Origin of the sequence: Pseudomonas sp. ADAK2 (assembly GCF_012935755.1) — a bacterium.
In the GTDB taxonomy this organism is placed as follows: Bacteria; Pseudomonadota; Gammaproteobacteria; order Pseudomonadales; family Pseudomonadaceae; genus Aquipseudomonas.
This window is the reverse complement of sequence record NZ_CP052862.1, coordinates 2192704-2215248: the sequence shown is the minus strand read 5'-3', so window position 1 is coordinate 2215248 and position 22545 is coordinate 2192704. Positions and strand designations below refer to the sequence as shown.

Below are 22545 nucleotides of genomic sequence, written 5' to 3'. Positions count from 1 at the left end.
GCGGCTCCGGCCGGTGGCCTGAGCCGGCCGGGGAGACCGATTTCAGCAATTCTCGAGGGTGGCAGTGGCCAAACCGGGAAAGTCTGTAATCAGGCTGTCAACGCCGAAGTCGGCGAGTCTGCGCATCAGCGCGGGCTCGTTGACTGTCCATACCGACACATGCAACCCCTGACGTTGCGCCTTCTGCAGGCGTTCCGGCGTACACAGGGTCCAGTTCAGCGCCAGAATCTCACAGCCATAGCTTTGCGCGACCTTCAACGGGTCGAGCCAGGCGTATTCGGCGACCAATCCGCGGGACACGTCCGGCACCAGGTCCAGCGCGGCTTTCAATACTTCCCGTGAACTGGAAGTGATGGTCACCTTGTCCAGCACGCCATGACGCACCGCCATTTCTCGAATCGCCAGCACCGTGGTCGCGGCGCGGGTGCGTGAAGCGCTTTTGACTTCCAGTTGCCAGTGCTCGAAATCGCATTTCTCGAACAGTTCTTCCAGCGTCGGAATCGGGCACGGCTTGATCCAGCCCGGGCCGCCCTTGCGCGCGTCGTAGGTCACCAGATCCTTGGCGCTGTGCTCGACCACTTTGCCGCGGCGGTCGGTGGTGCGCTTGAGCGTCGGGTCATGGATGACCATCAGCTCGCCGTCCATGGACAGGTGCAGGTCCAGTTCGCAGCGGCGCACGCCGTGCTTGAGACATTCCTGAAAACTGGTCAGGGTATTTTCCGGTGCTTCGCCTTTGGCGCCGCGATGGCCGTAGATGAGGGTCACGGTTCTTCCTTAATTAAATGCCTGATTCGTTTTGTTCGCGGGCCAGACGTCGTTCCTGGGCCTGCTTTTGCAAGATGTAGCGCGCGAGCAATTGGCGTTGGGCATCGGTCGGGTACTCGAACTCGGTGCCGACGTCATAGCCGTCGCCCTTGCGGTCACAGTGGGTGACCCTGGCTCGCAGCAACAGGCCCAACGCTTGCGGCATCAACACCAGTTTGACCGACAGGTGCGCGCCGACGGCAATCGGTGTCGGGTACTGAAAGTCGATGCCGCCTTCGGAGATGATCACCGGTTGCGGCTCGCCGATCTGCCCGAGCACGGTCAGGGCGACCACCTGGCTGAGCAGGTCGATGCGTTTGTTCTGGGATTTCAGGAAGGCAGCAATCGCCCGGTCGCGCTCACTGATCTGGCGCAACAGGTGCTGCGACTCGAATTCGCTCAGGTGCAGTTCGCTGAGCAAGTTGAAGAGCGGGGAAGCATCCTGCAATACTTCCTGGCCTGCGGCTTCGGGAGCGGACAGGGGCCGAATTTCCAGTGCGATCGCGTCCTCGATACGGTAGTATTCGCGGCGATCTTCTTCATCTAATGTCGACATGGCGAACCCATGGTAGCGGCGGTGGTCTGAGTGTAAAGCTGGTTATCGACCCCCGCCACAAGGACGTTCCTTTTCCCTCCGAACAAGCCCCGACATGTTCAGACCTCTCTTCGTATTTATTGGCACGCGTTATACCCGTGCAAAGCGTCGCAATCATTTTGTGTCGTTCATTTCCCTGACTTCGATGATCGGGCTCGCCCTTGGCGTGGTCGTGATGATCGTTGTCCTGTCGGTCATGAACGGCTTCGATCATGAGATGCGCACCCGCGTGCTGGGCATGGTGCCCCACGCGACCATCGAGTCCGGTGAACCGATCAACGACTGGCAAGGCCTGGCCACCCAGGTCAAGCAGAACCCGCAGGTGACGGCCGTTGCGCCGTTTACCCAGATGCAGGGGCTGCTGACCAACAATGGCAAGGTGTCCAAGGTGTTGCTCAATGGCATCGACCCGGCGCTGGAGCGCCAGGTCTCGATCATTGATAACTTCATGCAGCAGGGCAAGCTCGACGACCTGGCTCCCGGCAGCTTCGGCATCGTCATCGGTGACAAGGCCGCGGCCAAGCTCGGCGCAGCCATCGGCGACAAGCTGACGTTTGTCGCGCCGGAAGTCACCGTGACCCCGGCCGGGATGTTCCCGCGCATGAAACGCTTTACCGTGGTCGGCATCTTCCATGTCGGCGCCGGTGAGCTGGACGGCTACCTGGGCGTGACCAACCTGCAGGACCTGGCCAGGCTGCATCGCTGGAAGCCGGATCAGGTCCAGGGCATCCGCCTGAAATTCGACGACCTGTTCCAGGCGCCACGCGTGGCGTGGACCATCGCCCAGCAACTCGGCGAAGACCATTACTACGCCCGCGACTGGACTCGCACCCACGGCAACCTGTATCAGGCAATCCGCATGGAAAAAGCCATGATCGGTCTGTTGTTGCTGCTGATCGTCGCCGTCGCGGCCTTCAACATCATCTCCACGCTGGTGATGGTGGTGAATGACAAGAAGGGCGATATCGCGATTCTGCGCACCCTTGGCGCCACGCCAGGGTCGATCATGGCGATCTTCATGGTCCAGGGCACGGTCATTGGCGTGGTCGGTACGCTGATCGGCGCCGTGGTCGGGATCTTCGCCGCGCTGAACGTCAGCGCCGCGATCTCGGCTCTCGAAGGCTTGATCGGGCATAAATTCCTCAACGCCGACGTGTATTTCATTGATTACCTGCCATCGCAAGTGCAGAGCCAGGATGTGTTGATGGTCTGCGCCGCCGCGTTGGTACTGAGTTTCCTCGCCACCCTGTATCCAGCCTGGCGTGCCGCGCGCACCCAGCCTGCGGAGGCGCTACGTTATGAGTGAGTCGGGCATGAGTGAAAAAGCAATCTTGAGCTGCCGCAACTTGGGCAAATCCTACGAGGAAGGCCCGGAGTCGGTAGAGGTTTTGGCCGGTCTGCAACTGGAACTGCATCCAGGTGAGCGCGTGGCGATTGTCGGCACTTCGGGTTCGGGCAAAAGTACTTTGCTCAACCTGCTGGGCGGTCTCGATACGCCGACCAAGGGCAGCGTCTGGCTCGACGGTGAAGAGCTTTCGGCCCTGAGCGAAAAAAACCGTGGGCTGCTGCGTAACCGTTCCCTCGGGTTCGTGTACCAGTTCCACCACTTGCTGCCAGAATTTACCGCACTCGAAAACGTGTGCATGCCGCTGCTGATCGGCAAGACCGCGATCCCGGAAGCACGCCGGCGTGCCACCGCGTTGCTGGAGCGGGTAGGGCTGGGGCATCGTCTGCAGCACAAACCGTCGGAACTGTCCGGTGGCGAACGTCAGCGTGTGGCCATCGCCCGAGCCTTGGTGAACAACCCGGGGCTGGTGATGCTCGACGAGCCGACCGGCAACCTCGACTCCCACACAGCGCAAGGCATTCAGGATTTGATGCTGGAACTCAGCACCTCGATGCGCACGGCGTTCCTGGTGGTGACTCACGACATGAACCTGGCTCGCCAGATGGATCGCGTCCTGCATTTGCAGGAAGGTTGCCTGACGCCCATCTGATTGACCGAAACCCGGCGCGGCTGAAAAGTCCGTCGGGTCTTTTATTTTTATACGGTGCCCAAGCGAATGTTCAGACCGTTATCGATCTTTATCGGCGCGCGCTACACCCGCGCCAAGCGCCGCAATCGCTTTGTTTCCTTCATCTCGATGACCTCGATGATCGGCCTCGCCCTGGGCGTGCTGGCGATGATCGTGGTGCTCTCGGTGATGAACGGCTTCCAGCGCGAAATGAGCTCGCGCATCCTCGGCATGGTGCCCCACGCGACCATCGTCGGCGTGAACCCGATCGACGATTGGCAGCCAGTGGCCGCCGCGGCGATGAAAAATCCCGAGGTGACGGCCGCCGTGCCGTTCACCGAGATGGAAGGCATGCTCTCCTATAAAGGCGCGATGCAGCCGATCCAGGTCAGCGGCATTGATCCTGCGCAGGAAGGCAAGGTCTCCATCGTCGCCCAGCACATCGTGCAAGGTCGCCTTGATGCCCTGAAGCCTGGTGAGTTCGGCGTGGTGGTCGGTGAAATCACCGCGCGCCGCTTCCGCTTGAACGTCGGCGACAAACTCACCTTGATCGTGCCGGAAGTCAGCACCGCTCCCGGCGGCATCACCCCGCGCATGCAGCGACTGAACGTGGTTGGCGTGTTCAAGGTCGGCGCCGAACTCGATGGTTCGATGGCGCTGATCCACATGGCCGACGCCGCGCAAATGCAGCATTGGCAGCCGAACCAGGTGCAGAGCGTGCGCCTGGCGGTGAAGGATCTGTACGCGGCGCCGAAGGTGTCGAACGACATCGCCAACAGCCTCGGCACGGCTTACAAGGCTGACGACTGGACCCACACCCAGGGCAGTCTGTTCAGCGCGATGAAAATGGAAAAAACCATGATCGGCCTGCTGTTGCTGATGATCGTCGCGGTGGCGGCGTTCAACATCATCGCGACGTTGATCATGGTGGTGAACGACAAGGGCGCGGACATTGCGATCCTGCGCACCATCGGCGCCACGCCACGGCAGATCATGGCGATCTTCATGGTCCAGGGCACGGTGATCGGCATTGTCGGCACCTTGATCGGCGGCGTGCTGGGGGTGATTGCGGCGTTGAACGTCAGTGAGCTGGTGGGTTGGCTGGAACGCGTCAGCGGGCAGCACATCTTCAGTTCGGATGTGTATTTCGTCAGCAACTTGCCTTCGGAATTGCAGGGCGGGGATGTGTTGTTGATCTGCTCGGCGGGGTTCATCTTGAGCTTCCTGGCGACGGTTTACCCGGCCTGGCGTGCGGCGAAGATCGAGCCTGCTCACGCGTTGCGGTATTCGTAAGCCACCCACGATCGTTCCCACGCTCTGCGTGGGAATGCCTCACCGGACGCTCCGCGTTCGGTTTTGGATGTGACGCGGAGCGTCACGGGCTGCATTCCCACGCAGAGCGTGGGAACGATCAGGCTCAAGGCAACTCGATCACAAACCGTGTCCATCCGTTATCCGATTCGCAACGAATCTGTCCGCCATGGGCGCGAATGATCGACTGGGTAATCGCCAAACCCAACCCCGCATGCTCACTACTCCCTTCCTGACGCGCCGGATCAGCTCGATAGAAGCGGTCAAACAAACGCGGCAGCAGCGCCTCATCAACCCCGTCCCCACTGTTCTCAACCGTCAGGCTCAAACCTTTGGGCTGCTCGACTATTCGCACCCGAACTTCGCCGTTAGCCGGGGTAAACCGCAGCGCATTGTCCAGCAGATTGGAAAGCGCCCGGCGCAACATGCTGCGATCGCCCGCCATCCGCGCCATGCCGTCACGGCTCAGTTTGACCTGCGCGTCCTCGGCCAGCGGCGCGAAGAACTCCAGCAATAGGTCCACTTCTTCCGCCAGTTCCAACGGTTCACGCTTGGGCATTAGCAAGCCGTGGTCGGCCTTGGCCAGGTACAACATGTCGTTGACCAGTTGCGCCATCCATTGCAGCTCTTCGAGGTTGCTGTGCAGCGCTTCGCGGTAGTCCTCGATGGGGCGCGGGCGGGTGAGGGTGACCTGAGTGTGGGTCAGCAGGTTCGACAGCGGCGTGCGCAGTTCATGGGCGATGTCAGCGGAGAAAGCGGAGAGCCGTTGAAAAGAGTCGTCGAGGCGTCCGAGCATGGCGTTGAAGTTGTGGGCCATTTCCGCCAGTTCCGGCGGCATGTTCTCTTCCGGCAACCGCGCATTGAGCGAATGCGCCGAAACCCCGCTGGCCACCACGCTCATCCGGCGCAAGGGGCGCAAACCACTGCGTGCCGCCCAGGCCCCGAGCAGGGCAGTGGCCAGGGCCGAGAGGCCAACGGTCAGCCAGATCAGGTGCTGCATGCGTTGCAGGAAGTGTTGGTGATGGGTGATGTCCAGCAGCAACGTCAGTTGCGGTGAATCAGGTTTATCGAGGAACAGCGGGGCGTTGAGGACGCGATAGTCGGTGCCGTCATCGTTCACGGTCGACAAGCCCGGTTTTTGCGGGAGCTTCGTGGGCAGGTGCGTCGAACTGTCATACCAACGCTGGCCATCGCTGCCGGTAATGCGCAGCGACAAATCAGCCTGCCGACTCAACTCGTCTTGCAGTTTTACTTCACTTTCACTGGACTGAATATCGTGCAACGCCCGACGCAAGCCGATCAACTTGCCGTCCAGCAATTGCTGGTCGAGTTCAATAAAGTGCGCTTCGCTGGCGCGGCTGAACAATACCCCGGCAAACAACGACACCACCGCCGTGCAAGCGGCGAATAGCAGGGCCAGGCGATTACTTAATGAAAGCCGGCGCATCAGGCGTCGCGCTCTTCAAGCACATAACCCATGCCGCGCACGGTGTGGATCAGCTTGTTGGGGAAGTCGTCGTCGATCTTCAGGCGCAGACGCCGGATTGCCACTTCGATGACATTGGTGTCGCTGTCGAAATTCATGTCCCACACCTGGGAGGCGATCAGCGACTTGGGCAACACTTCAGCTTGCCGGCGCAGGAGCATTTCCAACAGGGCGAACTCCTTGGCGGTGAGGTCGATGCGCTGACCGCTGCGTTCGACCCGGCGCCGGATCAGATCCAGGCGCAAGTCGGCCAGTTGCAGGGTGGTCTCCTGGGGGGTGGCACTACCACGACGCAACAGACTGCGGACACGCGCGAGCAGTTCGGAAAATGCGAAAGGCTTGACCAGATAGTCGTCGGCACCCAGTTCCAGACCGTGAACCCTGTCCTCCACCGCGTCCCGGGCGGTCAGAAAAAGTACAGGTGTGTCGAGGCCGGCACCGCGCACCGCTTGCAGAATCTGCCAGCCATCGCGGCCGGGCAGCATCACGTCGAGGATCAGCAGGGCATATTCACCGGTCAGCGCCAATTGCTGGCCGGTGCTGCCGTCGGCCACCAGTTCGGTATTGAAACCGGCCTCGGTCAGGCCTTGGCGCAGGTAATGGCCGGTTTTGGCCTGGTCTTCGACGATCAGCAGTTTCATTGATAACTCTGTTTAAGTGGAACGAACGCTTTATACCGTGGGTGGCTGCGGTGCAGGCCAACCTGACAAAGTTGTAATCTGCCTGTCAGGTTGCGGGCAGGCGTGTCAGTTTAGAGTTTTCCACAGGCTGAACCTTATCTTGTTGGAGTACGACTATGTTTTTGCGCAATCCCCTGGTGCTGGCCGCGTGTTTGCTGACGTTGAGTGCGCCGGCGTGGGCATCGCCTGCGCAGACCTACGACTTCGGGCAACCGGCACCGGCGGCCAAGGCCAGCCGCAGCGTGGAAGTGGTGATGGGCGATATGTCGTTCGATCCGAAGACCATCGATATCAAGGCCGGTGAGACGATTCGCTTTGTGCTGGTGAATAAAGGCCAGTTGCTGCATGAATTCAACCTCGGTGACGCAGCGATGCATGCTGCGCACCAGCAGGAAATGTTGAAGATGCAGCAAAGTGGCATGCTGACGCCTACGGCCATGAAGGACATGGACCACGGCGCGATGGCCGGCATGGATCACGAAATGAAGCACGACGATCCGAATAGCGTACTGGTGCCGCCGGGGAAAACCGCCGAGCTGACCTGGACTTTCACCAAGGCCACCAGCCTGGAATTTGCCTGCAACATCCCAGGTCACTATCAGGCGGGCATGGTCGGCAAATTGACAGTCAGTCAGTAAGCACTCAATGGCAGGCGCAAAGGCTGGTAGAATCCGCTGATTCTTCAGTCAGGTTTCCGCCATGCATCCCGCAGCCGAACATTCGCCGCTGGGCAAATCCAGCGAATACATCGCCACCTACACGCCGTCCTTGCTGTTCCCGATCCCACGCACCGCGAAATGGGCTGAACTGGGTCTGACGGCGGACACCCTGCCGTATAAAGGCGTGGACTTCTGGAACTGCTTCGAGCTGTCGTGGCTGTTGCCGTCCGGCAAGCCGGTGGTGGCGATCGGTGAATTCAGCATTCCGGCGGATTCGCCGAACATCATCGAATCCAAGTCGTTCAAGCTGTACCTCAACTCCCTGAACCAGACGCCGTTCGCCGACACTGCGAGCCTTGAAGCGACGCTGGTCAAAGACCTGTCGGCGGCTGCCGGTAAACCGGTTGGCGTGCGCATTCGCAGCCTGCGCGACGTTGAAGCCGAAGGCGTCGTCGCGTTGCCGGGCGTGTGTATCGATGACCTGGACATCAGCGTCAGCAACTACGAGCACCCGCGTCCGGAACTGCTGCGTTGCGATGACTCGCGCATTGTTGAAGAGGCCGTGCACAGCCATTTGCTCAAATCCAATTGCCCGGTCACCAGTCAGCCGGACTGGGGCAGCGTCGCGGTGGAGTACCGTGGTTCTGCGCTGGATCATGCGAGTTTGCTGGAGTACCTCGTCAGCTTCCGCCAGCACTCGGACTTTCATGAGCAGTGCGTGGAGCGGATCTTTCTCGATTTGCAGCGGTTGTTGAAACCGGAGAAACTGACGGTGTATGCACGGTATGTGCGTCGTGGTGGGTTGGATATCAATCCGTATCGCAGTACTGAAGATGTGCAGTTGCCGAACCATCGTCTGGTCCGCCAATAGATCTTCTGCTTCAAACACGAAAAAGCCCTGCTATCACTAGCAGGGCTTTTTTGCATCTGACGGCTTCAGATCCCGATATTGCCCAGTGTTTGCACGATGTTGCGCAACGTACCGGCAATGGCGGGGTGATCGAGTTCGAAGCGTTCGACGGCCAGGTTTACGCCGTCGGCGAGGTTGGAATCCTGGGTCTTGGTTTCGAGTTCAAGCTCAAGTTCGATCTGTTCCATCAGCGCGTGCAGATCGGCGCGCTCGGCTTCGGAAAGCGGCGGATTCTGTTCCAATTGCTCGCGCAGAGTATTGAGCTGTTCTTGCAGTTCGCGGGCAGGCATGGCGTTCTTCCTTTTATCGATAGGCACTGGCATAGACCGCAGCGGCACGCCAAAGGTCTATGGCTGACCTTTAGATTAATCCACTCTCGGGCAACCTGCATGATCTCGATCAGGGCTTTTCGCCCTTGAGTCGGCGCAGGCTGATGTCGGCCAGGCAGGTGTCGAGCTCCCCGAGGTGATCGATCACCGAATGCACCCCCAGGCCAAACAGCTGCACCGTCGCCTTGCCTCGCAGGTGTTCACGGTCCTTCTGGCTCAAGGCTTGCCATTCGCTCGGCGCCAGCCCGCACAGCGAACCGCAGGACGCCAGGCCAATGGTCCACAACCCGGCATTCAGCCCGGCCTGCAACAATCGCGGCTCGCCGCTGACCAGCACGCAGCCATCCAGACGCTCGACATTTAACGCCATCAAGGCTTGCCAGCAGGCGTTCGGTGCCGGCCATGGATTGATTGTTGCTGGATGTTGCGAGGATTTGATCCATGCCGGCAGGCCAGCGGCCAAGGTGTGGCTGAGGGCTGGGGGGAGTTCATCGAGCCAGGCGCAGGGAATCTGTTGGCGCTGCAAGCTGCGCAGGCTGTCGAGGGCGCCGGGGGTGGCTTCAGCGTGTGCGGCAGTGGGCGGGCCAGGTTGACCCGTGCGGGCACCGAAATCTACCAGGCAACCACTGAGGCCGAATAATACGGCGGTCAGGTTTGGCGCGGCGACAGGCAAGGCTTCGGCAGGCGGCATATCAACGTCCCTGAAATAGCGCCAAGGCTAGGGGAGGACGGTGACAGTTGAGTGACATTGATGTGAATCACCCACAGTCATTTCGCCTCATCGGCAGGGCGACTGTTAGGGTGCTGCCTAAATCGGCCTTTCCGTCTTATACTAGCCGACTTAACGCTTGGGCCGCGCGCCCGCGCCAGTACAATCCAAGGAGTTTTCTATGCGCTGGAGCAATCAACTCGCTCAGCTATGTATGTGTGCCAGCGTGTTGCTGGTTCCGTTTGTTGCCCAGGCAGCTTCGGAAGATGATCCTTGGGAAAGCGTCAACCGCCCGATTTATCAGTTCAATGATTTTGTCGATACCTACGCGCTGAAGCCTATTGCCCAGGGCTATGAGTTCGTGACGCCGCAGTTCCTGGAAGACGGCATTCACAACATGTTCCGCAACGTCGGGGATGTCACCAACCTGGCCAACAACGTCTTGCAGGCCAAACCGGCTGCCGCGGGCGTTGATACTGCTCGGCTCATTTTCAACACCACCTTCGGTTTGCTGGGCTTCTTCGATGTCGGGACCAAAATGGGCCTGCAACGCAGCGACGAAGACTTCGGCCAGACCCTGGGCTACTGGGGCGTCGGCAGCGGTCCATACGTGATGCTGCCATTGCTCGGCCCAAGCACCTTGCGTGATGCGCCTTCCAAGTTCGTCGACGGCTACACCGGCCCGTACCGCTACATCAACGACGTGCCAGTGCGTAACTCGATCTTCGGCCTGAACATCGTCGATACTCGCGCCAGCCTGCTGTCGGCCGAGAAGCTGATCAATGGCGACAAGTACATTTTCATCCGCAATGCGTACCTGCAAAACCGCGAATTCAAGGTCAAGGACGGTCAAGTCGAAGACGATTTCTGATTTGGCGCGGTAAAACGAAGAAGGCGGCCATTGGGCCGCCTTCTTTCGTTGTGGGTTCGTGGTTATTTCATTTTCAAGATTGTAAGCCCGAGTTTCTGGTTTTCGCCGTCCTGCTCCTTCACCCACACCACTTCAGTATCGGCCTCCAACCCTTTGAGGGCCGCATGATCGGAATCGATGCGCACGCTGAGCCGGTCCCCGACCTTGAACAAACGCGGTGCCTCCACCTGCATGCCACTGCTGGAAAGGTCGATGCAGACGGCTGGCACCTCATCGCCCTCGTGAATCAGCGACACATCGGCATCGACTCGCATGCGGATGAAATCGCGCTTTTCGCTGTAGTCCCGATCGGTTTGACTCATGGGCTCGATCCTTCCATTGGGTTACGGTTTTGCCTGTTCTTATAACTCCCGGTGATTTGAGAAGTAAAGACGTCAAGCGACCATCGGCGTGAGCTTGAAACGCCCCGCGGATGGGAGTACCGTCTGCGCCTTAGAAGGGCACCTCTGGTGGACCTGTGTGTAGGGCAAACGCTCGAAAACAGTGCAGCAGAGAGGCTAGAAAGCGAATCCAGTAGTGTGAGCCGGGATAAAACCCCTGCCTGCTACGCCAACCTAATTCTGGCGCCGTTTGCCCACATGCCAAAAACCAGTGCCACGCTGCTGATAATCGATGATGACGAAGTAGTGCGCGCGAGCCTCGCCGCCTATTTGGACGACAGTGGTTTCAGTGTCCTGCAGGCCAGCAATGGCCAACAGGGTCTTCAGGTATTCGAGCAAGACAAGCCCGACTTGGTCATCTGCGATCTGCGCATGCCGCAGATGGGCGGACTCGAACTCATTCGCCAGGTCACCGAGCGGTCGCCGCAAACCCCGGTGATCGTGGTGTCGGGCGCCGGCGTGATGAACGATGCGGTCGAGGCCCTGCGCCTGGGCGCGGCGGACTACCTGATCAAGCCTCTCGAAGATCTGGCCGTGCTCGAGCACTCCGTGCGCCGGGCCCTGGATCGTGCGCGCCTGCTGCTGGAAAACCAGCGCTACCGCGACAAGCTCGAAAAGGCCAACCGCGAACTCGAAGCCAGCCTGAACCTGCTCCAGGAAGACCAGAACGCCGGTCGCCAGGTGCAGATGAACATGCTGCCGGTCAGCCCCTGGACCATCGACGAGTTCCAGTTTGCACACCAGATCATCCCGTCGCTGTACCTGTCGGGTGATTTCGTCGACTACTTTCGGGTCGACGAGCGTCGGGTAGCCTTCTACCTGGCGGACGTTTCCGGGCATGGCGCCTCTTCAGCCTTCGTCACCGTGCTGCTGAAGTTCATGACCACGCGCTTGCTGTTCGAGTCCAAGCGCAATGGCACATTGCCGGAATTCAAGCCTTCAGAGGTACTTGGTCATATCAACCGGGGCCTGATCAGTTGTAAGCTGGGTAAACACGTCACAATGGTCGGTGGTGTCATCGACGAGGAGACAGGTTTGTTGACCTATAGCATCGGCGGTCATCTGCCGTTGCCTGTGTTGTACACGCCAGACAGTGTTCGTTATCTGGAAGGGCGTGGTCTGCCGGTGGGCCTCTTCAATGAAGCCACCTACGAAGACCACGTGATGGAGTTGCCACCGACGTTCAGCCTGACGCTGATGTCCGACGGCATTCTGGACCTTTTGCCAGAACCGACACTCAAAGAGAAAGAAGCGGCGTTGCCCCAACGGGTCAAGGCTGCGGGCGGCACCCTGGATGGGCTGCGGCAGGTTTTTGGATTGGCCACGCTAGGGGAGATGCCGGATGATATCGCCCTGTTGGTGTTGAGCAGGAATCTTTAATGAGTACCGGTAGAATCCAATTCGCCGAGCAGGATGGCACCTTCGTCCTCAAGTTCGTCGGTGAAGTTCGCCTGACCCTGTGTTCGGCGTTGGATGCGACTATTGAGCGGATCTTCACGGCGTTGAACTTCAACGCGATCGTGATCGACCTGACCGAAACCCGCAGCATCGACAGCACCACGTTGGGCCTGCTGGCCAAACTGTCGATCCTGTCGCGGCAGAAGGTCGGCCTGCTGCCGACCGTCGTCACCACCCACGAAGACATCACCCGTCTGCTGCAGTCCATGGGCTTCGAGCAAGTGTTCAACATCGTTGACCGCCCGATCCCATGCCCTGAATGCCTGACCGACCTGCCAGACCAGGATCAGTCGGAAGAAATCGTGCGAATCAAAGTCCTTGAAGCCCACAAGATCCTCATGGGCCTGAACGACTCCAATCGTGAAGCGTTTCATGATCTGGTGAATGCGCTCGAGCGCCATTGAGCCCAGGCCATCCGCTGGCCTGTGGCGAGGGAGCTTGCTCCCGCTGGGCTGCGAAGCGGCCCTAAAACCATTTACCTCGTTATGTCAGTCAGACCCCAGTCAGGCCGATTACGACTGCTGCGCAGCCGAGCGGGAGCAAGCTCCCTCGCCACAGGTCCTCATCGCCGCATAACCAGCCAAACACAAAAAAGGGCGAACCCACTGGGTTCGCCCTTTTTGCATTGCGCAGAAACTAGATCACAGCTTGGCTTGCAGCAACGCCTCAAGCTTTTCCTGGTCGCGAGCAAACTGACGGATACCTTCAGCCAGTTTCTCGGTCGCCATCGCATCTTCGTTGGACAACCAACGGAACTGCGCTTCGTTCAAGTTCAAACGCGCTTCCCCGGCATGCCCAGGCGCCAGTTTGCGCTCCAGCTTGCCGTTGTCCGCCGCCAGTTTCTCCAGCAGGTCCGGGCTGATGGTCAGGCGGTCGCAACCGGCCAACTGCTCGATCTGATTCAGGTTACGGAAGCTCGCGCCCATCACTACGGTTTTGTAGTCATTGGCCTTGTAGTAGTTGTAGATGCGCGTGACTGATTGCACACCCGGATCATCCGCGCCGGTGTAGTCGTTGCCGTTGGCCTTCTTGTACCAGTCGTAGATGCGGCCCACGAACGGCGAAATCAGGAATACGCCAGCGTCGGCGCAAGCCGCGGCCTGGGCGAAGGAGAACAGCAGGGTCAGGTTGGTCTGGATGCCTTCCTTTTCCAGGATCTCGGCGGCGCGGATGCCTTCCCAGGTGGAGGCGATCTTGATCAGTACGCGGTCACGGCCAATGCCGGCCTTGTCGTACAGCTCGATCAGACGGTGCGCGCGCTTCAATACGGCGTCAGTGTCGAACGACAGGCGCGCATCCACTTCGGTGGAAATGCGGCCAGGGACCACTTTGAGGATTTCTTGCCCTACCGCAACGCCAAAACGGTCGCTGGCCAGGCCCACATCGCCCTTGCAGTCGTGAACGCAGGCGTTCAGCAACTCGGCGTAACCGGGAATGGCGGCGGCTTTGAGCAGCAGGGAAGGGTTGGTGGTAGCGTCAACGGGTTTAACGCGAGCGATGGCTTCGAAGTCGCCGGTGTCGGCAACGACGGTAGTGATTTGTTTGAGTTGTTCCAGCTTGGAAGTCATGGGCGTGCTCTGTCCTATGGGTCTGATGACATTACCCGAGCGCTGACAGCCACTCAAGGGCGGGTGTGCGTATCGATGGCCCCAGCGGCAACATCCGCGAAACGGGTGTTTGAATGGCGGGGCGCGGTTTCGGTAAATACGATGCCGAAACCGGGCACAGGTTCAAAGCAACTGACCGTTGACGGCCTACTTCGCATTGAGCAGCGTCCTGACGGCCGTTTCGACCGGCTTCGGCCGACCATCTGCCGTCAACAGGCCGAAATTCTTCTCCCGATCATTTCCTCCCGAATCACTGTTCTTCCATTCATAAACGGAGGTCAGCGGGATGTTGAGTTTTTTCACATCGGAGATAAACGTGCTGACTTTACTGGCCTGTCCAGCGTCCCCGCCGTTGGAGCTGAGCGCCGACACGCCCCACTCGCTGATTACCCCCGGCAAATGGAAATTCTGCTGAATGAACGCCTGGGCCGCGCTGATCTGCGCACTGGACAAACCATAGGGGTGATAGGAAATCGCACTCAGGCATTTAGGGTATTCACTCACAATTCGGTTCAGCGCCACCGTGGACGCGGAGCCCGCGCTCGGCGCTTTCGCGAAACCGAAGCCGACTAGCGGCGTGGTGGGCGCTGTTGGCCCCAGGGAACGGCACATGGCGCTCATGAACGGCACGAAGGTCGTCTCGAAGTGACCGGTAGGCCAGTACTTTTCCAGGTCCGGCTCGTTCCAGATTTCAATGGCCACCAACTGCGTGCGGTAGGTCTGTTCCAGTTCGAGCACCGACTTGGCGAGGGATTCTCCCGCCGCCACCAGCTCACTGGCGTCGCCCGTGGTGGTCAGCGCCTCGGTTGCACGAATGGTCAGCAGTACCGGCAACCCGGCGGACCTGGCGGCCGCGAACGCGTCGCTGACCTGTTTTTGATAAGCCGCGTTATCGAGGTTGTCCGTCCAGGCGCCAAAACGCACGAAGGCGAACCCCGCGGATTTGATCTGCCCGGCGTCGGCGGCGGTGAAATTCTGGATCTTGACCTGCACACCGAATGTCTTGTCAGCGCCGAGGACGGGGAACAGTTCATTGGCGTGAACCTGACTGGCACTGCTGAACATCAGCAGCGTTGAAGCGGCAAGGCGTTTGAAATGCATGGCGAATGCCCTCTCGTCGAGCTGGAAATAACATTGATTATTAGTTTTTCGAGGCTATTAGTTCGATGGCAATGAGGCTGCGAAGTGCGTGACTGTTATGTTTTGTCGGATAGCCAATGTTAGAAAACGTTCGTTATTTTTGGTCCGGTTATTCTGGTTGGGTGGTTTTTAGATGGCGTGGTACTTAATACGCTTGTATTGCAAGGCTGATCCGTTTCTGAGTGCGGAGTGAACCCGTGGGTTCATTCAAATTCCCACTGCGCATTGGTTGATTGGACATTACACGGGAAGCATTGCCTTGTTCAGAAATATTCTTGTCGTCTGCGTAGGCAATATCTGCCGAAGTCCTACAGCAGAAATGCTGCTGCGTAACGCGCTGGCATCCTCAACCATCGCCGTGACCTCTGCGGGCCTGTCCGCCAGGGTTGGCGAGGCCATGGAGCCTGCGGCGCTCCAGGTCCTGGAGGACAAAGGGCACAGCGCCCAGGCGTTTAAAGCGCGGCAAATCACCCCGGACATCGTTAATGAATCAGACCTGATTCTGGTCATGGAAAAACAGCATGTAACCCAAGTGCTGAAGATGGCATCGCACGCCAGGGGCAAAGTGTTTCTTCTCGGGAAGTGGCAGGGCGAGCGAGAAATACAAGACCCGTATCGTCAAGGAAAAGCAGCTTTTATTCATGCCCACGCATTGATTGAAGATGCTGTTTGCTCATGGGCACAGCGCCTTGGGCATTGATGAATAATTTTCAGATCAGTAAATGGTAAGAACGAACTTATGCAGTTACCGTCAGTAGTCGGCACCCGGGATAACGAACGAGATGATATTGATCTTCTCGGTATATTCGGCAGTTTAATTGATCAGAAATGGCTGATCGGTGCGCTCACCGGTGCATTTATGCTGACCGGCGTGGCCTATGCCATTTTGTCGACGCCAGTGTATCTGGCGAACGCCGTGGTACAGGTCGAACCGAAAAAGAACGACATTCTCGGTTTCTCCGATCTCAACAGCATGCTCACCGGGCAATCGCCGTCGGTGACCGAGATCGGCATCATCAAGTCGCGCGCAGTGATCGGCAAAGCCGTCGACGATCTGCACCTGGACATCGACGTCACCCCCAACACCTTCCCGGTCATTGGCAGTTTTCTGGCCCGGCGCTATAAGGGCGACGGTGTCGCCGCCCCGCGTTTCGGCTTGAACAGCTACGCCTGGGGCGGTGAACGCCTGGAGATCGCCCGGCTCAATCTGCCGGAAGAGCTGTTGGGCAAGAAACTGACGTTGATCGCCGGTGAGCAGCAGCGATTCCAACTGCTCGATGACAACGACAACCTGCTGGTGGACGGCGTCGCCGGCGAAGTGTTTGCGCAAAACGGCGTCGAGGGACGGATTGCCGATCTGGCGGCCAATCCTGGCACCCGTTTCGAAGTGGTGCGCGATCCAAGAATTGTCACCATCCTCGACTATCAGGATGCGCTGGATGTGTCCGAACAAGGCAAGGAGTCTGGGATCATTCGCCTGGCCCTGGCCAGCCCGGACCACGCCCAGGCGGTGAAGATTCTCAATAAAGTCGCCACGCTATACGTGCAGCAAAACGTCGAGCGCACCTCGGCGGAAGCGGCGCAAAGCCTGGATTTCCTGCAAGCCCAGTTACCCCAGGTCAAGAACGACCTGATCAAGGCCAGCAATGCGCTCAACGGTTATCAAACCCGCGGCAAGACCGTCAACATTTCCCTCGAAACCCAATCGGTGCTGGAACAGATTGTCGGCCTGGACACGCGTATTTCCGAGTTGAAGCTGCAACAGGCAGAGCTTGATCGCAAGTTCACCAAACAGCATCCGGTCTATCGCGCGTTGATGACGCAGATCGGCGAATTGACCCGGCAACAGAAGAGTCTGGAGAGCAAGGTCCAAGACCTGCCCGCCACGCAACAGGAGTTGCTGAACCTGACCCGCGACGTGGAAGTGGCGTCGCAGATCTACACGCAGTTGCTGAACAAGTCCCAGGAGCTGGACATCGTCAGGGCCGGGGCGGTGGGCAATGCGCGGTTGATCGACGCCGCGGATGTCGACAAGACCACCCCGGTCAAACCGCGCAAGGCGCTGATCGTGTTGATTGCGACCTTCCTCGGCGGGTTTGTCGGTGTCGCCCTGGTGCTGGTGCGCAAATCCCTGAGTCGCGGCCTGGAAGGCCCGGAAGCCATCGAGCAACTTGGATTGCCGGTGTATGCATCGATTCCGTACAGCGCACTGCAACAGGAAGAGGACAGTAAAAAGCTGCGTGTGAGTGACGAGTCGCGCCGTCAGGCGTTTCTGTTGGCGATGCGTAACCCGACCGACCTGTCCATCGAGTCGATCCGTAGCTTGCGCACCTGCCTGCACTTTGCCGGCCTGGACTCGACCAACAACCGCATCATGATTTCCGGCCCGAGCCCGCAGGTCGGTAAAACCTTCGTTTCGTCCAACCTCGCGGCGGTCATGGCGCAGAGCGGGCAAAGGGTTGTGCTGATCGATGCCGACATGCGCAAAGGGCATTTGCACAAGACGCTCAACACGCCGATCACCAATGGCTTATCGGACTTGTTGGTCAAGCGCTGCAGCCTTGAACAGGGCCTGCATCAAACCGAGATCGATAACCTGCACTTCATCAGCCGCGGACAGGTCCCGCCCAATCCGTCGGAGCTGTTGATGCACGCGAACTTCCGTGAGCTGCTGGCCCAACTCAGCGACCTGTATGACGTGGTGATCATCGATACACCACCGCTACTGGCCGTGACCGACGCCGCGATCGTCGGGCGTGAAGCGGCGATCAGCCTGATCGTCACCCGCTTCGGAGTGAACCCCGCCAAAGAGATCGAACTGACGATCCGTCGATTTGCCCAGAACGGCATCCAGTTGAAAGGCGCTGTGTTCAACGGCGTCGAGAAGCGCGCGGCGAGCTATTACGGCAACGGCGGTTACGGCAATTACAGCTACGAGTATGCGTCCGACAAGGCTTGATTCGGCGATGGTCATTACCTGCATGGAAATGGGTGGATTGTGAAAAAAATACTGCACGTGGCCGAAACGATCAAAGGTGGCGTGGCCACTGTGATCCGCACGATATCGGTGCCACCTGAGGGCGAGGCGGCGAACTATGAACTGGTCTATTTGATCCCGCTCGATCAGAAAAAAGAGCTGGTCGGCATCGATGAGCAACAGATCAGGACTTTCGACCGGACCAAGCGCGATGTGCGCTCGCTGCTGCGCTTCGCCTGGCAACTGGCCCGGGTGATTTTCAAGGAAAAACCCGATGTGGTGCATTTGCACAGCACCTTTTCCGGGGTCATTGGCCGTTGTGTGTGCCTGCTCCTGCGGCCATGGCGTTCGCCGAGGATTATCTACTGCCCCCATGCCTTTTCGTTTCTGATGGAAAGTTCGCCGGCCAAGCAGAAAGTCTATTCGCTGATCGAGCGGCTCTTGCAGAAGGTTACGGACACGATCATTTGCGTCAGTCAGTACGAGCTGGATAAAGCCGCGCGCTTTGGCATCGATCGCCACCGAATGAAACTGATCTACAACGGTATTCATCACAAAGACGATGAGCCGAAGACCCAGGGTCAAGCGCCGATCCATTTGCTGTTTGTCGGGCGACTCGACTATCAGAAAGGGTTCGACGTCTTGCTTAAGGGGTTTGCTGGCGTCCAGCGCACCGATCTGAAGCTGACGGTGGTAGGCAGTGCGGTCAACGAGGACACCGTCGATTGCCCGGTGATGGCAGGGGTCGAGTACGTGCCTTGGGTGACACCGGCCGAAGTGAATGCGCTGTATCAGTCGGCGGATGCGCTGATCGTTCCCAGTCGCTGGGAAGGCTTTGCCATGGTGCCTCTGGAAGGCATGGCCATGGGCTTGCCAGTGATTGCCAGTGATTGCACGTCTTTGCCCGAGTTGGTCACCCACGGAGTGACCGGCTACGTCTTTCCCGCCGGGGATCACCAGGCATTGACCCGGCTGTTGGTGAAAATCCAGAAGCCCGGCTTGCTGGCGCTCGGCGTTCAGGGTCGCGAAATAGTCCGTGAGCGGTTCAGTGCCACGTTGATGATCAAGCAGACTTATGCCGCGTATTCCGCTCCCTCTTATTAAGTAGATATTCGCTCATGAACGTAACGATTTTGCATGGCTACAGCGCCTCCAACTCCGGTGATGGCCTGCTCGTGGATCTGGCCATCGCCCTGGTGCTGCGCAACTTTGGCGCCGACACTTCGATCAATGTCGTGGCTTCGGACCCGCAATCATTCAGCTACTTGCCCTACAAGCGCTATGACGCACCGGTCATGGCGGCCAAGGGCCTGGGGCGGGTCAAGCAAGCGCTGTTCCTGGATCAGTCCTATGCCGGCCTTGCAGACCTGCTGAGTACCACGGACTTGATCGTCGGTGTCGGTGGCGGCTACATGCGCTCCAAAAGCGCCTTCGAACACATCAAGTTGAAACTGGGGCACGCCAAGCAACTGGAAACGGCGATCCTGAGCAAAGTGCCGTCGGTGTACCTGCCGCAAAGCATTGGTCCGTTCCACGGCGAAGGCAGCAAGATCGTCGAGCATTACGCCCAGGCCGACGCGGTGTTTGTCCGCGATAACCGGTCTTCGGAGATTTTCGGCACTCATGCCAATGTTTACCGCGCCCCTGACCTGGCGGTACAGGCCTTGGCCAGCAAGATTCTGCTGCAGCCCAAGTTCACCCGTTGTGCGCCGTCGCCAGCGACAGTCTGCGTGGTGCTGCGCAAACCGCCGGCGTGGAGCAAGGAAAAGAAGGCCGGTTATGTGGCCAACTTGAAGCTGCTGCTACAGCGCTTGAAGAACAAAAGCAAAGTGGTCTGCGCGGTGCAAAGCGCGGTGCGCGGCAATGATGACGGCGCGTTCTATCGCGAGTTGGGCATCACCGAAGATTTGCTGCCGTTGAAGGCAACCCTCGCCAAGCATCAGCCGGACCTGGTGATTTCTGTGCGCCTGCATGGCGCCATCGAATCGTTGCTGTCGGGCGTCCCGGCGTTCCATATCAGCTATGAGCGCAAGGGCTTTGGCGCCTATCAGGACATGGGCGTGGAAGACTGGGTGATCAACGGCGGCGACATCAACGTCGACACCATCATCGACACGGTTTACGCGCCGAATGCCTTGTCCCGGTTTGGCCAACGGTTGACGGACACCTGCCGGGAGATCGAAGCCAAGACCCTGGTCATGGACGGGATCATCAAGGGTATCGTTCGATGATATTTCGGCTACTGCTCCGAGGCGGGGCATTAGGCGCGAAGTTCTTGCTGGTGTTGGCCATCACCCATTACCTGGGCTATGACGCGCTGGGCTTTTATGGCGTGGTGGTGGCCGCGTCGTTGATTGCGTCGAAGTTCTACAGCGTCGGCTTCAGTTCCGAAATCAATCGGCTGATCAGCGTTGGCCGCAGTTCGCGCTGGGTGGTCGACCGGGTCTTGCTGTTGTACCTGGCCGTGGGCATCGTGTTATCGGTGGCGACGGTCATGGTCTATTCGCTGTTCCAGCAGGTCGAGGCGAGTGCCACGCTGATCGTTTGTGTGGCGTTGCTGTTGTTGACCGAACACCTGTCGTTCGAAATCAATTCATTCGTGTTTTCTGCGCAGAAAGCTACTTGGGGCGCGCTGCTGTTCTTTATCAAGACCGGCCTTTGGGCGTTGTTGGCGCTGGGCGGGATGATGCTCGGCTGGGTGTCCGACATCGCCAGTGTGCTGTGGTTGTGGGTGGCGGCCAACGTGGTAGTGATCGTTGCCGGTTACCTGATTGTGGTGAACGTGCACCGAGGACGGGTGACCGCTGCGCTGACCACGGCCTCGGTGTGGAAAGCCGGGTTGCCGTTTTACCTGGGCACGGGTTTGATCGCGTTGAGTCAGTACGCCGAGCGTTTTCTGATTATCGACCTCGAACCGTACGCCAGCCTGGGCAAGTACGTTTATGCCTGGTCGGCGGCCAACACCTTGCAAGCGCTGTCCTACGCCGTGGTCGCAGTGGTGGGTATTCCTGTGCTCGCCAAGCGCTATCAGAAAGACCAGCAAGCGCCGACCGTGCGCCAGTTGTTCGTGAATAAGTGGGTGATGCGCGCGTTGGTGTTGTCCGGCGGCGTGGCGCTGATGATTTTTCTGTTCTTCAACGTCGTCCTCGATTACGTCGCGACTTCGGTGCCGCGTCCGGACAACGGCATCCTCGGCGTGCTGATTTTTTCCTTCGCCCTGCGTGCGGTCGGCGACATTGTCTGGGGCGGTCTCATCGCTTCGAAAAACAGCCGGGTATCACTCGCCAGCGCGGCGATCTGCCTGCTGGTTTCGCTGCCGGTGAGTTACCTGTTGATCCAGCACTACTCGATCTACGGTGCAGCGTGGGGGAACGTCTTTTCCATCACCGTGCAACTCGGCGTTATCGCTTTGCTGACCCGGTTTACCCGAGTGAAGGTGACCGCGTGAAGCTGCCTTCAATCGAGTTTCGCGGCAGACGACTCGACGCGTCGATCTCGTTCCTGATTCTGTTCAGCGGCCTGTTCCTGTCGGTGGCCATGCCGCTGCTGATGCACCGCGATCCGGGCCCCGACGCCATGACGTTGTGGTCGTCCTACGCCCGCGCCGACAACTGCAACTTCTGGAACCCGTTCTCGCCAGACCGTTCTTCCTACGAATGCTCGGCGTACCTGCTGCGACCCACCGGCATCAACCTGACCAATGCCTGGGCCTACGGAATGGCGTGCAATCTGTTCCTCACGGCGGTGCCGGTGTTGATGTTCCGGCGCATGCCGCTGACGATCTTTTTCACCCTGTGTTTGTGGGGCGTGGTCCGCTCGTTCTTCCTGGAAAACCTGACCAAGGAAATCATTGTCTCGGTGGCGATGATCTCCATTTTGCTGTTCTCGTTCTCCCGGCGTTATCGCGGCGGATTTTTCTGCTCGGCGGTGATTTATGGCGTGTTGATCCGGCCCTACTGGATCCTGTTTTCCCTGGCCTGGTTCGGCGTGTGCGTGATGAAGAAATACGTCTCGCGCATGACTTTCTTCCTGATGCTGTTCCTGTTCTACCTGGCCATCGCCACCGCGATTCAACTGGTGGTCGGCTATTCGGTGTCGTCGATTCGCGCCAGCAACAACGAACTGCGCACGGCGGGCGAGGAGGGCTCGAAGTCGCTGATCGTGTCCTGGATCAGTGGCGGTGATTTCGTGTCGCAAGCGCTGGACTCGATGAGCATCTTTTTCCGCCTGTCGTTCCCCGTGGAGCTGATCCTGCTCTCCGGCCTGGGCCAGATCATCTTCGTGGTGTTGATGATGATGACCTCGTTGCTGATGTTCAAAATGATCACATCCAGCGACTACAAGGGCGTGCGCATCGACACCAAAGTCAAAGAGCTGATCGCCATTCCGCTGTCCTTTCTGCTGGTGCAAGGCTTGTTCGAACCGGACTTCGGTTCCTTCGCCCGGCATTTTTCCATGGTGGTGCCGGTGCTGTTCATGGGCCTGGGTTTGCAGCTGCGCGCAAAGAAACCTGAGTTGGTTGAATCAAGAATCCTGAGCTGAGGTTGGTGTTTT

Annotated in this window: 23 protein-coding genes; 14 read left to right on the top strand and 9 right to left on the bottom strand. The window is 59.0% G+C overall.

Annotated features, from left to right (window positions below):
* Positions 1-42: 42 nt before the first annotated feature.
* Complete coding sequence (locus HKK52_RS10320; RefSeq protein WP_169370746.1) at positions 43-765, bottom strand: glycerophosphodiester phosphodiesterase; 723 nt, start codon at positions 763-765, stop codon at positions 43-45.
* Positions 766-778: 13 nt separating this feature from the next.
* Positions 779-1360 (bottom strand): PilZ domain-containing protein, encoded by a 582-nt coding sequence (locus HKK52_RS10315; RefSeq protein ID WP_169370745.1) that lies wholly within the window; start codon positions 1358-1360, stop codon positions 779-781.
* 94 nt (positions 1361-1454) lie between these two features.
* Between HKK52_RS10315 and HKK52_RS10310 the strand changes: the two genes are divergently transcribed.
* The 3 genes from HKK52_RS10310 to HKK52_RS10300 all read left to right on the top strand — a co-directional run bounded on the left by HKK52_RS10310 (position 1455) and on the right by HKK52_RS10300 (position 4707).
* A complete protein-coding gene (locus tag HKK52_RS10310) occupies positions 1455-2705 on the top strand; it encodes a lipoprotein-releasing ABC transporter permease subunit (RefSeq protein ID WP_169370744.1) in 1251 nt (416 codons plus the stop codon).
* 7 nt (positions 2706-2712) lie between these two features.
* A complete protein-coding gene (gene lolD / locus HKK52_RS10305) occupies positions 2713-3396 on the top strand; it encodes a lipoprotein-releasing ABC transporter ATP-binding protein LolD (RefSeq protein WP_169370743.1) in 684 nt (227 codons plus the stop codon).
* Between the two features lie 66 nt (positions 3397-3462).
* Entirely contained in the window at positions 3463-4707 is a 1245-nt protein-coding gene (locus HKK52_RS10300) for a lipoprotein-releasing ABC transporter permease subunit (RefSeq protein ID WP_169370742.1), read from the top strand.
* Between the two features lie 124 nt (positions 4708-4831).
* On the opposite strand, the gene HKK52_RS10295 is transcribed toward HKK52_RS10300, so the two are convergent.
* Together HKK52_RS10295 and HKK52_RS10290 are read right to left on the bottom strand one after the other, a co-directional pair.
* Positions 4832-6172, bottom strand: coding sequence for a heavy metal sensor histidine kinase (locus tag HKK52_RS10295; protein ID WP_169370741.1), 1341 nt, complete (start codon positions 6170-6172; stop codon positions 4832-4834).
* Entirely contained in the window at positions 6172-6852 is a 681-nt protein-coding gene (locus HKK52_RS10290) for a heavy metal response regulator transcription factor (protein WP_169370740.1), read from the bottom strand. The genes HKK52_RS10295 and HKK52_RS10290 overlap by 1 nt, the downstream gene beginning before the upstream one ends.
* Positions 6853-7007: 155 nt before the next feature.
* Here HKK52_RS10290 and copI point away from each other — a divergent pair, with 155 nt between their 5' ends.
* Positions 7008-7529, top strand: coding sequence for a copper-resistant cuproprotein CopI (copI, locus tag HKK52_RS10285; protein ID WP_169370739.1), 522 nt, complete (start codon positions 7008-7010; stop codon positions 7527-7529).
* Between the two features lie 61 nt (positions 7530-7590).
* Positions 7591-8421 (top strand): NADPH-dependent 7-cyano-7-deazaguanine reductase QueF, encoded by an 831-nt coding sequence (gene queF, locus HKK52_RS10280; protein WP_169370738.1) that lies wholly within the window; start codon positions 7591-7593, stop codon positions 8419-8421.
* A gap of 65 nt (positions 8422-8486) precedes the next feature.
* On the opposite strand, the gene HKK52_RS10275 is transcribed toward queF, so the two are convergent.
* Positions 8487-8750 carry a DUF4404 family protein gene (locus tag HKK52_RS10275; protein ID WP_169370737.1) on the bottom strand — a complete coding sequence of 88 codons (264 nt, stop codon included), beginning with the start codon at positions 8748-8750 and terminating at the stop codon, positions 8487-8489.
* 109 nt (positions 8751-8859) lie between these two features.
* Positions 8860-9480, bottom strand: coding sequence for an HAD family phosphatase (locus HKK52_RS10270; RefSeq protein WP_169370736.1), 621 nt, complete (start codon positions 9478-9480; stop codon positions 8860-8862).
* A 199-nt stretch (positions 9481-9679) separates the two neighbouring features.
* Between HKK52_RS10270 and HKK52_RS10265 the strand changes: the two genes are divergently transcribed.
* A complete protein-coding gene (locus HKK52_RS10265; RefSeq protein WP_169370735.1) occupies positions 9680-10369 on the top strand; it encodes an MlaA family lipoprotein in 690 nt (229 codons plus the stop codon).
* A gap of 62 nt (positions 10370-10431) precedes the next feature.
* On the opposite strand, the gene HKK52_RS10260 is transcribed toward HKK52_RS10265, so the two are convergent.
* A complete protein-coding gene (locus HKK52_RS10260; protein ID WP_169370734.1) occupies positions 10432-10731 on the bottom strand; it encodes a PilZ domain-containing protein in 300 nt (99 codons plus the stop codon).
* Positions 10732-11007: 276 nt separating this feature from the next.
* Here HKK52_RS10260 and rssB point away from each other — a divergent pair, with 276 nt between their 5' ends.
* Both rssB and rssC read left to right on the top strand, forming a co-directional pair.
* The gene (rssB, locus tag HKK52_RS10255) at positions 11008-12189 is read left to right on the top strand and encodes a two-component system response regulator RssB (protein WP_169370733.1); all 1182 of its coding nucleotides are present in this window, start codon (positions 11008-11010) and stop codon (positions 12187-12189) included.
* On the top strand, positions 12189-12671 hold the full coding sequence (gene rssC / locus HKK52_RS10250; protein ID WP_123403442.1) for an anti-sigma factor antagonist RssC: 483 nt from the start codon (positions 12189-12191) through the stop codon (positions 12669-12671). The genes rssB and rssC overlap by 1 nt, the downstream gene beginning before the upstream one ends.
* Positions 12672-12908: 237 nt before the next feature.
* Here rssC and tal read toward each other — a convergent pair whose 3' ends face one another.
* Positions 12909-13835, bottom strand: coding sequence for a transaldolase (gene tal / locus HKK52_RS10245; RefSeq protein ID WP_169370732.1), 927 nt, complete (start codon positions 13833-13835; stop codon positions 12909-12911).
* A gap of 186 nt (positions 13836-14021) precedes the next feature.
* Positions 14022-14975, bottom strand: a complete 954-nt coding sequence (locus HKK52_RS10240) for a glycosyl hydrolase family 5 (protein ID WP_169370731.1) — start codon at positions 14973-14975, stop codon at positions 14022-14024.
* Between the two features lie 298 nt (positions 14976-15273).
* Here HKK52_RS10240 and HKK52_RS10235 point away from each other — a divergent pair, with 298 nt between their 5' ends.
* The 6 genes from HKK52_RS10235 to HKK52_RS10210 are packed head-to-tail and all read left to right on the top strand — an operon-like array spanning position 15274 to position 22533.
* Entirely contained in the window at positions 15274-15714 is a 441-nt protein-coding gene (locus HKK52_RS10235; RefSeq protein ID WP_169370730.1) for a low molecular weight protein-tyrosine-phosphatase, read from the top strand.
* A gap of 39 nt (positions 15715-15753) precedes the next feature.
* The gene (locus HKK52_RS10230) at positions 15754-17973 is read left to right on the top strand and encodes a polysaccharide biosynthesis tyrosine autokinase (RefSeq protein WP_169370729.1); all 2220 of its coding nucleotides are present in this window, start codon (positions 15754-15756) and stop codon (positions 17971-17973) included.
* A gap of 39 nt (positions 17974-18012) precedes the next feature.
* Positions 18013-19095 (top strand): glycosyltransferase, encoded by a 1083-nt coding sequence (locus HKK52_RS10225; RefSeq protein ID WP_169370728.1) that lies wholly within the window; start codon positions 18013-18015, stop codon positions 19093-19095.
* Between the two features lie 14 nt (positions 19096-19109).
* On the top strand, positions 19110-20222 hold the full coding sequence (locus HKK52_RS10220; protein ID WP_169370727.1) for a polysaccharide pyruvyl transferase family protein: 1113 nt from the start codon (positions 19110-19112) through the stop codon (positions 20220-20222).
* On the top strand, positions 20219-21439 hold the full coding sequence (locus tag HKK52_RS10215) for a phosphoribosylaminoimidazole carboxylase (RefSeq protein WP_169370726.1): 1221 nt from the start codon (positions 20219-20221) through the stop codon (positions 21437-21439). Before HKK52_RS10220 ends, HKK52_RS10215 begins: the two co-directional genes overlap by 4 nt.
* On the top strand, positions 21436-22533 hold the full coding sequence (locus HKK52_RS10210; protein WP_169370725.1) for a hypothetical protein: 1098 nt from the start codon (positions 21436-21438) through the stop codon (positions 22531-22533). Before HKK52_RS10215 ends, HKK52_RS10210 begins: the two co-directional genes overlap by 4 nt.
* Positions 22534-22545 lie beyond the last annotated feature (12 nt).

Coding starts and splice junctions, on each gene's coding strand:
- HKK52_RS10315 (WP_169370745.1), bottom strand. CDS start 1,360: ATGTCGACATTAGATGAAGAAGATCGCCGCGAATACTACCGTATCGAG.
- HKK52_RS10310 (WP_169370744.1), top strand. CDS start 1,455: ATGTTCAGACCTCTCTTCGTATTTATTGGCACGCGTTATACCCGTGCA.
- lolD (WP_169370743.1), top strand. CDS start 2,713: ATGAGTGAAAAAGCAATCTTGAGCTGCCGCAACTTGGGCAAATCCTAC.
- HKK52_RS10300 (WP_169370742.1), top strand. CDS start 3,463: ATGTTCAGACCGTTATCGATCTTTATCGGCGCGCGCTACACCCGCGCC.
- HKK52_RS10295 (WP_169370741.1), bottom strand. CDS start 6,172: ATGCGCCGGCTTTCATTAAGTAATCGCCTGGCCCTGCTATTCGCCGCT.
- HKK52_RS10290 (WP_169370740.1), bottom strand. CDS start 6,852: ATGAAACTGCTGATCGTCGAAGACCAGGCCAAAACCGGCCATTACCTG.
- copI (WP_169370739.1), top strand. CDS start 7,008: ATGTTTTTGCGCAATCCCCTGGTGCTGGCCGCGTGTTTGCTGACGTTG.
- queF (WP_169370738.1), top strand. CDS start 7,591: ATGCATCCCGCAGCCGAACATTCGCCGCTGGGCAAATCCAGCGAATAC.
- HKK52_RS10275 (WP_169370737.1), bottom strand. CDS start 8,750: ATGCCTGCCCGCGAACTGCAAGAACAGCTCAATACTCTGCGCGAGCAA.
- HKK52_RS10270 (WP_169370736.1), bottom strand. CDS start 9,480: ATGCCGCCTGCCGAAGCCTTGCCTGTCGCCGCGCCAAACCTGACCGCC.
- HKK52_RS10265 (WP_169370735.1), top strand. CDS start 9,680: ATGCGCTGGAGCAATCAACTCGCTCAGCTATGTATGTGTGCCAGCGTG.
- HKK52_RS10260 (WP_169370734.1), bottom strand. CDS start 10,731: ATGAGTCAAACCGATCGGGACTACAGCGAAAAGCGCGATTTCATCCGC.
- rssB (WP_169370733.1), top strand. CDS start 11,008: ATGCCAAAAACCAGTGCCACGCTGCTGATAATCGATGATGACGAAGTA.
- rssC (WP_123403442.1), top strand. CDS start 12,189: ATGAGTACCGGTAGAATCCAATTCGCCGAGCAGGATGGCACCTTCGTC.
- tal (WP_169370732.1), bottom strand. CDS start 13,835: ATGACTTCCAAGCTGGAACAACTCAAACAAATCACTACCGTCGTTGCC.
- HKK52_RS10240 (WP_169370731.1), bottom strand. CDS start 14,975: ATGCATTTCAAACGCCTTGCCGCTTCAACGCTGCTGATGTTCAGCAGT.
- HKK52_RS10230 (WP_169370729.1), top strand. CDS start 15,754: ATGCAGTTACCGTCAGTAGTCGGCACCCGGGATAACGAACGAGATGAT.
- HKK52_RS10220 (WP_169370727.1), top strand. CDS start 19,110: ATGAACGTAACGATTTTGCATGGCTACAGCGCCTCCAACTCCGGTGAT.
- HKK52_RS10215 (WP_169370726.1), top strand. CDS start 20,219: ATGATATTTCGGCTACTGCTCCGAGGCGGGGCATTAGGCGCGAAGTTC.